The 11,268-nt window shown below is 45.9% G+C and carries 11 protein-coding genes and 1 pseudogene; 2 read left to right on the top strand and 10 right to left on the bottom strand.

The genetic code is table 11. The annotated features are described in order from the left end of the window. Positions 1-470: 470 nt before the first annotated feature. The 3 genes from O9300_RS01930 to der all read right to left on the bottom strand — a co-directional run bounded on the left by O9300_RS01930 (position 471) and on the right by der (position 4,999). The gene (locus O9300_RS01930; protein ID WP_287969720.1) at positions 471-2,171 is read right to left on the bottom strand and encodes an Ig-like domain-containing protein; all 1,701 of its coding nucleotides are present in this window, start codon (positions 2,169-2,171) and stop codon (positions 471-473) included. A gap of 590 nt (positions 2,172-2,761) precedes the next feature. Then, positions 2,762-3,637, bottom strand: a complete 876-nt coding sequence (locus tag O9300_RS01935) for an energy-coupling factor transporter transmembrane component T family protein (protein ID WP_002797486.1) — start codon at positions 3,635-3,637, stop codon at positions 2,762-2,764. Between the two features lie 3 nt (positions 3,638-3,640). Beyond that, complete coding sequence (gene der / locus O9300_RS01940) at positions 3,641-4,999, bottom strand: ribosome biogenesis GTPase Der (RefSeq protein ID WP_002761352.1); 1,359 nt, start codon at positions 4,997-4,999, stop codon at positions 3,641-3,643. Positions 5,000-5,151: 152 nt separating this feature from the next. Between der and O9300_RS01945 the strand changes: the two genes are divergently transcribed. After that, positions 5,152-5,403: a helix-turn-helix domain-containing protein gene (locus O9300_RS01945; protein WP_287969722.1), complete on the top strand. Its 252-nt coding sequence runs from the start codon at positions 5,152-5,154 to the stop codon at positions 5,401-5,403. 120 nt (positions 5,404-5,523) lie between these two features. Here O9300_RS01945 and psb35 read toward each other — a convergent pair whose 3' ends face one another. The 4 genes from psb35 to O9300_RS01965 all read right to left on the bottom strand — a co-directional run bounded on the left by psb35 (position 5,524) and on the right by O9300_RS01965 (position 9,469). Beyond that, positions 5,524-5,724: a photosystem II assembly protein Psb35 gene (gene psb35, locus O9300_RS01950; protein ID WP_002761344.1), complete on the bottom strand. Its 201-nt coding sequence runs from the start codon at positions 5,722-5,724 to the stop codon at positions 5,524-5,526. Positions 5,725-5,783: 59 nt separating this feature from the next. Then, a complete protein-coding gene (locus tag O9300_RS01955) occupies positions 5,784-6,191 on the bottom strand; it encodes a gamma-glutamylcyclotransferase family protein (RefSeq protein ID WP_287969724.1) in 408 nt (135 codons plus the stop codon). Continuing rightward, on the bottom strand, positions 6,188-7,213 hold the full coding sequence (locus tag O9300_RS01960) for an aldo/keto reductase (protein WP_287731393.1): 1,026 nt from the start codon (positions 7,211-7,213) through the stop codon (positions 6,188-6,190). The genes O9300_RS01955 and O9300_RS01960 overlap by 4 nt, the downstream gene beginning before the upstream one ends. Positions 7,214-7,372: 159 nt before the next feature. After that, a complete protein-coding gene (locus O9300_RS01965; RefSeq protein ID WP_287969726.1) occupies positions 7,373-9,469 on the bottom strand; it encodes a S8 family peptidase in 2,097 nt (698 codons plus the stop codon). Between the two features lie 67 nt (positions 9,470-9,536). On the opposite strand from O9300_RS01965, the gene O9300_RS01970 reads away from it, so the two are divergent. After that, positions 9,537-10,328 (top strand): Uma2 family endonuclease, encoded by a 792-nt coding sequence (locus O9300_RS01970; protein WP_287969728.1) that lies wholly within the window; start codon positions 9,537-9,539, stop codon positions 10,326-10,328. 10 nt (positions 10,329-10,338) lie between these two features. Here O9300_RS01970 and O9300_RS01975 read toward each other — a convergent pair whose 3' ends face one another. The 3 genes and pseudogenes from O9300_RS01975 to O9300_RS01985 form a co-directional block, all read right to left on the bottom strand. Then, positions 10,339-10,566, bottom strand: a complete 228-nt coding sequence (locus tag O9300_RS01975) for a cyanobactin biosynthesis PatC/TenC/TruC family protein (protein WP_287969730.1) — start codon at positions 10,564-10,566, stop codon at positions 10,339-10,341. A 46-nt stretch (positions 10,567-10,612) separates the two neighbouring features. Beyond that, positions 10,613-10,870: a cyanobactin biosynthesis system PatB/AcyB/McaB family protein gene (locus O9300_RS01980; protein ID WP_185236828.1), complete on the bottom strand. Its 258-nt coding sequence runs from the start codon at positions 10,868-10,870 to the stop codon at positions 10,613-10,615. An 80-nt stretch (positions 10,871-10,950) separates the two neighbouring features. Continuing rightward, positions 10,951-11,133, bottom strand: a pseudogene (locus O9300_RS01985) (cyanobactin maturation protease PatG family protein); the annotation flags it as partial. Positions 11,134-11,268 lie beyond the last annotated feature (135 nt).

Below are 11,268 nucleotides of genomic sequence, written 5' to 3' on the forward strand. Positions count from 1 at the left end.
GGCGGGGTTTCAGACCCAAAATTTCCGATGAACGAACTGGCGATACAGTCGCTACGGACTGAAATGTTGGGTTTCGCTTTCCCCTAAAATTGAGAGGTTTTCTTTAACCTAGGGTTTGCTGAAAAAGTTTTTCGTGGGGGCAGGGTGTGGGGTGTGGGGTGTGGGGTGTAGGGTTTTACCGATTTTCATCTGGTCAATTACCTAATTTTCAGGGAAAAAGTACCTGAATTTTCCCCCCGCTCACTCCCACGGCCGGTACTTTTGGATTGACAAAAAGTCTAAAAGTCTTATCCAGCAAGGTTTTTAGATTTATTCAGCCAGCCCTAACCTATTGATTCGCTCAACCCAACCTACGGACTGGCTCAAAACCAGAGCAGGTAAGCAGGTGCAGAGCAGAAGAAGTTAAGAACATTCCCCGCAATAATGGCCAGCAAGGGCCGGAGAAATAAGGCGGGGAATGCCTGCTTGAGCTAGAGGTTCTGGAACAGTACGTTGGTGTTGGAGAGGGTGGGGGTGAGAGTTCCGGTCAACGAGACAATCGCCAACGGACTGAAGGTTGATCCCGCAGAGCCATCGGCATCGTAGGAGAGTACCCCACCGCTGTAGATGAGGTAGCCAGCTGCAAGGGCGTCGGTGTAGTTTGTGGTTCCCAAAGACACGCTACCCAAGGACGTGAAGGCGCTGGCACCGGTTATATCGAACACGATGGTGTTGGCATCGATGCCGAAGTCGGTGATCACATCCTGCTGGTCGTAGATGCTGAGAAACTGGAAGGTGTCGTTGCCGCCGCTACCAGCGAGGGAATCGTTGCCGAACCCGCCGACGATGGTGTCATTACCATTATTACCAGTGAGGGAATCATTGCCGGACCCGCCGTAGATCAGATCAAAGCCGCCGATTCCGCTGATGGTGTCGTTGCCGGTGCCGCCCCTGATAATGTCGTAGCCGTTGCCGCCGCTGATAATGTCGTTGCCGTCGCCGCCATTGATGGTGTCAGCGCCGTCGAGGCCGCTAAGGTTGTCGTTACCGGTTGATCCGGTGATGGAATCCGCGCCAATTGTACCTGAGCCAATCACACTATCGCCTCCAGACGGACCATCATTCGGGTCAGGACCGCCGCCCACGGTCATAGCGATGTTGGCCGAATTGGCAGCACCCTGGTTGCCAAGGGTATCGAAATAGTCGTTGGACACCGCCACTGTTCCCGTTGGCGACTGGAAGTTGGTGGCGATGAACGTGGCGGTGTAGCTGCTGCCGCTGCCGGTGAAGTTGCTCAGCACCCCGTTGGTCAGGGTCACATCGCTGGCGGCGAAACCGCTTACGGCTTCGCTGAACTGGAAGGTGACCGTAGTGCTAAAGTTCTGGCTGGTGAGCGGTGAGCTGTCGAAGGTGATGCCCACTGTCGGATTTTTGGTATCAATCGTCACCGTGTCCGTACCCGCTCCGCCGGTGTTGCCTGCCACGTCGGTGTAGCTATCGGCTGCCACGGACACCGAGCCGGTGGTTTCCACAGCATCGTCGGCCGTGAACGTGGCCTGGTAGCTGCTGCCGCTGCCGGTGAAGTTGCTCAGGGTTCCACCGCTGACGCTCACATCACCGGCTGTGAAGCCATTCACATCTTCGCTGAACTCAAAGGTGACGAGAGAATTGTTATCGCCGTCGTTCAGGGAAGTATCAACGATATTGACTGTCACTGTAGGTGGAGTTGTATCGTAGGGAACGAAAACATATTGTCCATCTACCGCCTTGATACCGTCGGTGCCGTTGACGCTTGTGGCTCTGACACCAAGGGTGACAACACCCTGAGCCAATAACGATTCAATCTCTACCCCTTGATCCTTGCTGTAGCTGTAAGTGTAGGTATTACCCGCAGTCAGAAGATTGCTGCCATTATGCTCCTTTCCCGTTAACCCCGTATCGGAAATCTTGTCGTATCCATCCCAGACGATACCAGTCCCATTCATATTGAGACTGTTATCCTTTGATAACAACTTGATAGTGCCATCCGCGTTGCTATCGCCATTCGACCACCACAACGCATTGAGGTCCATCGACCCCTTCTTCATATCAACAGTCCACTGATTTGTGACCGTGTTGTAAGAAGCGGTGAACCAGAGAGCCTGGGTGGTGTCGCCGTATTCCCAGATGTAAGTGCCTTCCTGCAATGCCATAATAAAGATTCCCAATCAACAATTCCATACATACGGCAGATTCAGGCTCAGTTTGGTACATCTTCTCAGTGGAAACGCTTATCCAATAAGGAGTTATCGGTACAAAACGGACAGAAGAATCGCCGCATCTAAATGGTAACAGATTATGTAGCGTATGTAACCATTTAGGGACTTGCGCTTTGATAATGTACCATTTATGGCTTGTCTGATTCTTCTACAGAGCGACTGTCTGGCTGGGATATTATTCCTACGCAGGTCCCTTAGTGTGGCAAGCAGCCAGTGGCATTGATTCTGTGGAAGGACTCTCCTGGGGCAGCACAGAGGGATAATTACTACTCCTCCCGGAGGCGCGAAGGGTTCCTCGGTTATAAATTCCACAACATTGCCGTCAACATCCGCACCCTGAAGGGGTGACAACGCAGTTAAAGTCTAGGCTGGGTGTAGGGTGTGGGGAGTTTTTTGCTGTGAACAGTAAACAGTAATCAGTAAACAGTAATCAGTAATCAGTGCAAAGACAGTAGGAAACTTCTATTTAATACTGCACACTTAAAACTCAAATCTGATAACTGATAACTGATAACTGATAACTGCTATAAACCCCCCCAAACTAATCGGGCTGCCCAAAAGGGAATTAACAAAAATAAAGCGATCAAATCAGCCCATCTTAACTTTAATTCGTGCCAGCGTACTTGATGCTGATTGGGACTGGTAAAACCGCGAACCTCCATAGCGATCGCTATTTGTTCGGCGCGCAAAAGCAAATTATCTAGTAATTTTTCCACTACTGTTAACCAGACGTTTAAACTCTTTTTAATCCCTAATTTTTGCCAATCGATCGCCCTAGTTCTCACTGCCCTAGCTAGATTTTGCACTTCTTCTAAAACCAGGGGAATAAAGCGCAAAGAGAGGGTCAGAGTCAGAGAAATTTCCGTCACCGGCACATTAAATCGCCGTAAAGGACTCATTAAATTCTCTAAACCTTCGGTAATTTCTTCCGGGGCCGTCGTCAATAAAAAGAGATTAGTGCTATAAATTAAAGTAAAAACTAAGGTACTAATTCTCACTGCTAATTCCAAAGAACGTCGGGTAACAAATAAACGACCTCTATCCCATAAAACATACTGATAATCACTTGCTGGCGGTAAATTCAGCCCTTCATCCGGTAAACGCGGCTGAATACTCACCCCTAAACCATCGGGAGTGATAGCAGTAATCAGAAAGACGATAATCGCTAAAAATATCAGCCAGCCCATCTGTTGCCGCCAGACGCGGGGGGGAATAGGAGCTAACAGGGTTAAAAACATTAACAATCCCACCAAAGCTAAACGCCACCAAGGATTAGCTAATAAAGGTGCTGCTAAAAAAGCCATTAACCAGATAAATTTTACCCGCGCATCTAGTTGATGTAGTCGGGTAATCGGTTGATCGAGATAAAGACCGATGGGCAAACTTCGCAATAAATCCATAAATTAGACCTTGGTGGCTCTATTAACTGTTTTTTCCACTTCTCGCGCCGGTTTGCCGCGCCAGATTAAGCGGATCGGGGTTCCTTTAAAGCCTAACTGTTGCCGGAATTGCCCTTCGATGTAACGGCGATAGTTATCATTAAAGCGCTGGGGATCGTTAACGAAAAGGGCGATCGTGGGGGGTTGACTCGATACTTGCGTGCCATAGTATAGTTTCCCCTGTTTTCCGCCCCTGGTGGTGGGGGGATTGTGCCACTTAACCGCCTCTTCGATCACATCGTTGATTACCGAGGTACTGACGCGACGACGGTGAGATTCGGCGGCAATATCGACTAATTCGAGGATTTTGGTGACTCTTTGCCCCGTCATGGCGCTGACAAAGATCATTTCTGCCCAATCCATAAAATACAGCCGATCTTGGAGCATTTTGGTGTAAGTATTGATGGTGTAGGTGTCTTTCTCCACCGCATCCCATTTATTGACTACTAGCACCACCGCGCGCCCTTCTTCAATAATTCGTCCCGCTAATTTTAAATCCTGTTCGGTGACACCATCTAGCACATCGATGACGAATAGCACCACGTCAGACCGGCGAATTGCCTTAAAAGCACGGTTAATACTGAAAAATTCGGCTCCATAGTCCACATTCTTCTTACGGCGAATGCCAGCGGTGTCAATTAACCGATAAACCTGTCCTTCTCGTTCAATTAAAGTATCGATCGAGTCTCTGGTGGTTCCCGAAATCGGACTAACGATCGCCCGTTGTTGTCCGGTTAAAGCATTGAGGAGACTGGATTTACCCACGTTAGGACGACCGATAATTGCCACTTTAATTTCTTCATTTTCGGGAATTTCCGCCGCAGGTGGCAAATATTTAATCACCGCATCGAGTAGTTCACCTGTACCAGAACCGTGAATGGCCGAGATGGGGAAGGGTTCACCGATGGCTAATTCCCAGAATTCCGTCGCTTGCAGGATACCCTGTTCCACCGATTCACATTTATTGACGGCCAAAAGTATCGGTACATTTTGCTGTCGTAACCAAGCGGCAATTTCTCGATCGCCGGCGGTAATTCCCCCTTGCCCATCGACGACAAAAATCGCCACACTTGCCTCTGCTAGGGCGATTAAAGCCTGTTCGCGGATTAAAGGGAGAAATTCGCTGTCATCGTTAAAAACTAGCCCCCCTGTATCGACAATTTGAAAATCTCGATCGCACCAGAAAGCTGGTTGATAGGTGCGATCTCTGGTAATCCCGGGTTGATCGAAAACGATCGCCTGTTGATCTCCAGCGATACGATTGACGAGGGTGGATTTGCCCACATTGGGACGACCGATAATAGCGACGACAGGCAGTTTCATAAGAGGAGGAGGGGACGGAAATTAAAGACCCAATATTCTATCATAGCGATTTGCGATCGACCTTGGTTGATTTATCTGTTTCTGTTCGGCACCGAGACATTGAATACTTTAGTCTGTAGAACTTTGGTATACAAAAGACTAGAATTCAGCTTATGCAATCTGGTCAACTAGAGCAAATTTTAGGACGAGAGCTACAGCGTTATCGCCAAGAAAAAGGGTGGTCGCAAGAGTATTTGGCGGAAGTAACAGGTCTGCATAGAACTTACATCAGTCAACTAGAGCGAGGATTAAAAAGTCCATCGGTGAGAGTGCTTAGTCAAATTACTAATGCTTTAGGTCTGAGGATGAGTGAATTTTTGTATTCCGTAGAGGAATCCCTAAGTGTTAACGAACGACGAGACTAAAAGACTAAAGCAGGCCATTCTAGCCGCAATTGCCTCACCATTGATTGGCTCGATCGAGGATTATAACTGTTGAGAAGGGAGAAAAAGCTGACGGCTAAAATAACTGATCACTGCCTTTTTCTAGGATTGAGAATCAGAATCCACCTCTGTCTTCACTTCGGGGACAATATCGGGTCTTTGGGCATCTTCCCAACCGACCGGGCGTTTAGAATTGTACCAAGCGATCGAACCGATGGTGACAGCAGCGAGAAAACCGACCACATAAACTGCCACAAAATAAACGGGGAATTTGCCACTGGCCACTTCTAGGAGTAGATACATAATTTTTTCACGATTAAGCTTTTAATTTGTATATCTTAACAGAATCGGCCCCCTCATCCCTATTCTCGATCGCTACTGGTCCACCAACCGGAAGGCAGCCAAATACCGCCATGAAAAGCTATTTTTGCCGGTGTCATCATATATCCCCAAGCTTCGCCGATTAATTCTCGCTCTAGATTATAAATAGGAATTCTGCGACGCTGATACTCGTTTTCTTCTGGATCTCTGCCGGGTTGATAATCTTCCAAACCATCCAAAAGCCCAATATCATAATCTGCGTTAAAAGTCAATAAAATTCCCTTCACCCAGCCCTCGCCCTCGGTCAGTCCGGGATAACCGAGGGCGGTAAGATGGTATAAATACCCCTTTGTGTAGGCGGTTTTAGAGTTGATCACTTTTCCCGCACAGTAGGCAGAATAGTTACTCTGCTTAGGTTTCAGGGTTCCATAAACAAAAAATTCCATCATCGGTCTAATTGTGCTGCTACTCCTCCTAATAGGATATCGCCAACAAATTGACTGGCTAAAAGTTCGTGGGGAAAACCGAGGGAAATAGCACTGATATTATCGAGTCGTTGCAGCTGTTCCCCAGTCAGGTTAAAGTCCACACAGGCTAAATTATCCTGCAATTGGGACAATTTTCGAGCGCCAATGATAGGAATTACGGCGTTAGGCCGATTTCTTAGCCAATTTAATGCCACTTGTGCCGGTGATTTCTCAATTTCTCTGGCTATCTCTAGGACAGTCTCGGCAATTTTTAAATCGCGATCAAAAATTTGAAAAGGTTGGTCGGTCATGCTTAAACGTCCATCGACGGGGTTGGGTTGATTATATTTTCCCGTTAAAACTCCTCCTCCCAGGGGACTCCAAGCTGTCACCCCGATATTTAATGCTTTGGCCATGGGCAATAATTCCCGTTCGGGGGTGCGTTCCTTGAGAGAATATTCTATTTGTAGTCCGATAAAGGGTGTCCATCCCCGTAGGGTGGCCAGGGTGTTCCCTTGGGAGACAATCCAAGCAGGACTGTCAGAAATGCCGATATAAAGCACTTTTCCCATCCTGACCAAATCATCGAAAGCGCGCATCACTTCTTCGATAGGAGTGAGAGAGTCCCAAAGATGAAGCCAGAGTAAATCGATGTAATCAGTACCTAAACGCTTTAAACTAGCTTCTACCGCTTGAAAGAGGTTTTTTCGATGATTTCCGCAGGCATTGACATCGCCGGGGCGCGTGTTGAGAGAATATTTCGTGGCGATTACCCATTTTTCTCGATCGCCCTTGACAAATTCTCCCACTAATGTTTCACTGGTTCCGTTAGTGTAGAGATTAGCAGTATCGAGAAAATTGCCGCCCGCTTCCGCAAAAGCCCGAAAAACCGCCCGACTTTCCTCTTTATCCGCTCCCCAACCCCAATCTTGCCCGAATGTCATCGTTCCTAGACATAGTTCCGAAACTCGCAGACCACTATTACCTAAAAGTTTGTAACGCATAATTAACTAAAATTTTGAATAAGAAGTTAATTATAATTGAATTTGATCGACATTTTTGCTAAGTACATTTGGTACAATTTTGACAAGTTAACCCTGGCCTTATTGGTTAATCATTTTAGATGTGTAATCAATTTTGCTTAGGTACTTAGCAGACTCAGGCTATTTAGAAACAGCCCAAGAACGCACTTCACCTAAAGTTACAGGAGTGCGATCGCTGACATCAATGGTAAAGCGAAAAACTCGTTTAGCGCGCAGACCATTTTCGGGATCAAAGAATTTTAATTTCACATCCCAACATTCACTACCATAGCGACAAAAAGGGCTTTTTTCCACTTCAATACTGTGTAATTCCATTCCCATTGCTACTGCTTGGGAGAAGGTTTGTACGGCTTGAAAAGCGTTAGTTGCCGCAAAATTTAAAGCGCGATCCCGGGCGATTTGTCCGACGTTGCGTAAGTCATAATAAATGCGATTCAGGAAACTGGTTAGAGAACGCCGCATCCTCGCTTCATCGGCGATTTCCTGTTCCGCGCGAACAGTTTCTATGGCTGATTCAATCAAAGTATTAACTTTCCAGCCATACATTCCTCGCGGACTATTAACCTTGATGACCGGAACAATTTGACCAGAAAAAAGTCTTACGGTTTCTTCAGTAAGAAGACCGGGGATACTCACCCTTTCAACATAATCTTCGTCAGCTTCTGGCAATATTTGACCCGCTAACATATATTGCATAACTTGATAAATGTCGGCGGCAAAAGCTCCCACTGGTTTAATTGCATAGATGGGAGTTAGTTCTAAATTGACTGTCCAAATTAAAGACTTAGTTTCTGATAAATTACTTTCTAAATAATCTACCATTTGCCGCGCATCGTAGGGATTGGGAGGTAATTCAAGATTATCTATCGTGATGCTTGGCATTAATTGTTTAAAGGTGTCCCGACGCGCTTCTGTGCCGAAATCATAACCTAAAGTTCCTAACACATAAACCAGGTTTGAACGTTGACTAGGAACGACACTATTAAAGACCATATTTTTATTTGCTTGATTATTTTGTATTAATCCAGTTGAGGAAACATTTTCTGAAGCATTGCTAGGAGCGATCGCCAGTTCTATTGTCGCTGCTGTTGGGGGGGTTATAGTTATTCCCTGAGTCGCCATCTCGGTTGTATTAGATGGGATAACCGAGGTTGTCACTGTCATCGGAATTACCGCCGATTCTATGATATTATTCGACGAATTGTTATCCGCTTCAACAGTTTGTAATTTCTCTCCCGTCAGCAGTTCATAAGCACCCGCAATATTAATTTTTCCTAATAAACAGCGTTCCGGTTCTTCTACTTCCTTAGGATCGCAGGGGATGGCACTATTAATCAAAGCGGCCCTTACTGCTTCAGCATCAGGAGATAAACCCTGTTCTAATTGTAAACTCATCAATAAAGCGGCTGTTCCTGTCACAATTGGAGCCGCACAGCTAGTCCCTTTTTTGCGAATGGGGTCATCAGTTGCGGGTTGAGTGCCTAAAATATTCTCTCCTGGAGCGAGAATCCCTTGAGTTGCATATTTACCGCCAAAATTACTAAATTTAAATGGCTCACCTGTATCTTTCATCGCTCCTACGGTCAGGACATTTTCTAATACCGCAGGAACACACCAACACTCTCCCTTATCATTACCTCCTGGAGCAATCACCAGGATATTATTAGCTTGAGCCTGACGAATTGCTTTATCAATAAATTCGTGCGCTAATCCGCTTTGAGTTGGATGACAAGCGGCACAATGGATAATATTCACTCCCTGTTCAATCGCGGTACTAATTGCACGGGAAAGATTGAGGGGATTAATAAAATCATCGTTGCTATATGCGATAGGAATATTAATTACAGTAGCGTTAGGAGCAATCCCTTCTACTGGTGAATCTGGCTGTCCACAAATGGTGCTGATAATATGGTTAGCATGGAAGCGCAAATGCAAACTGTGGAGGATGTTTTCATCGGGGATCGCTTCTTTAAGCATATCCGCTTTTTCTTCATCACTTTTGCCACTTTTTTCCACATCTAAAAACGCTTGTAAGTGTTGCGGATCGATGGAAAATTCTTCGGCCCAATAGGGATCAAGTCGGGTAATATTTGCTCCTTGAAAACAGGCGCGGTCTAAATCAATTGGTCCATCAAGAACGGCGATTTTGATGCGGGGATCGCCTTTTGTCTGGGAGCGAAGAGCGGTCATTCCGGGGATAGCATTGAGATCAGGCATAGTTTTTGCAGGTTTTCAAGAACAGTTATAGAATAAAAGCTAGATAACAAAAATAGGGGAATTAAAGATGAGTTCAATGACCCAAACGGTACAATCCTCAACCACAATTCAGGAAACTTCTGCAACGGTGTATTGCGCTTCCCCTTTACCCGACCACACCCAACTCCCTGATAAAGATGGAAGTTTTCTGAAAAACTATCAAGAGCCTCCCCAAGCAGACCTTTTAACGCATACTATTACACCCATTTTGGAGCAATTACATCCTGACGCTAATTACTGTTTGGGTCGAGATTGTGGGATTTATTGGCGATTACCAGAGTATCCAGAATCCCTAGAAAAAGGTGCTGTTGCTCCCGATTGGTTTTATGTTCCCCATGTCCCCACGACTATTGATGGTCAAGTCCGGCGTTCCTTCGTGATGTGGAAAGAAATCATTGAACCGGTTATTGCTTTAGAATTTGTTTCTGGTAATGGTGAAGAAGAACGGGATAAAACGCCTGTTAAGGGTAAATTTTGGATCTATGAGCGAGCGATTCAAATTCCTTTTTATGGGATTTATGAAGTTAACAAGGCCCAGATCGAGATGTACCAGTTAGTTAATGGTCGTTACCAAAAAATGACTCCTAATCAGCGCGGTCATTATACCATTACTCCTTTAAAGGTAGAGTTAGGAATTTGGCAAGGGGAATACCAAAATCAGTTCTTTCCCTGGCTTCGCTGGTGGGATGCGGAAGGTAACTTGTTGTTAACTTCCCAGGAATCTACTGAACAGGAACGACAACGAGCCGAACAGGAACGACAACGAGCCGATCGCCTAGCGGAACAGTTAAGGGCCTTGGGGATAGAACCTGAAGATTAATGGAAAGTGTTTAACACCAAATTCGACCCCGACGAAACGGCGGATCATTGGGATTCGCTTTGCGATCTTTGAACATGGTTTTCCAGCGTCCGTAATCTTCTAAACCAGTGGCGGGAACGTATTTAGCTTTAGGTTGAGTTGTTTCTGGTTGCTCAATCTTGGGTTTTTCCGTGGTTGGTTGGTCAACATTCGCAGCAGCGGGTGCTGATTCTGGCGCTCCTTTAGGTTTAGTAGCCATTATTTGATTTCCTCCAGTGTTTTTTACTAGGTTTTAGAAGTCGATACTAATAACGAAAACCGCCAAAAGAGGACATTTTCAGATAGCCATAGTGAGGGTATTGAAACTGAGCCGGATCATTGTAGTTAGCTCCATGAACTAACTTAACTAAGATAGATACCAAGTCTTCGCCATCTCCATGAACAATATCGACGCATTCATGGGGATGAATGAAATGGGGTCGTTTGACGGGAGCAGATTGTTTGGGAAGTCTCATGGTTGTTTTGGGGTAAATAATGGGGGTAGGGGCGAAGCATTCGGGCATAACCTATCGCTAAAACCTTAGATTTCCTATCCGAATGCTTCGCCCGTACTTGAAGTCAGAAGTCAGCGCAGGGGAGAGGACTAATAAGGTGAAGACCAGGAACGCACTTCGCCCAAAGTAACAGGAATTAAGTCACTCACATCTATTGTAAACCGGAAGATTTTACGAGCGCGGCGGCTATTTTCCGGGTCGAAGAATTTTAACTGTACGTCCCAACAATCGCTATCCAGCCGACAGAAAGGACTCTTAGAAACGTTAATAGACCTCTTGCATAAATCCGAAAACAAACGATAGAAACAATAATGGGAGGGACTTTCAGTTAATTATTTATTAGTAGTTGATAATCTTCAAAAATGTTGCTGTACAAGGATCGACTTAAGACTTTTGCAAGAGGTCTA

This window comes from Microcystis sp. LE19-195.1E, assembly GCF_027532095.1.
Lineage (GTDB): Bacteria > Cyanobacteriota > Cyanobacteriia > Cyanobacteriales > Microcystaceae > Microcystis > Microcystis aeruginosa.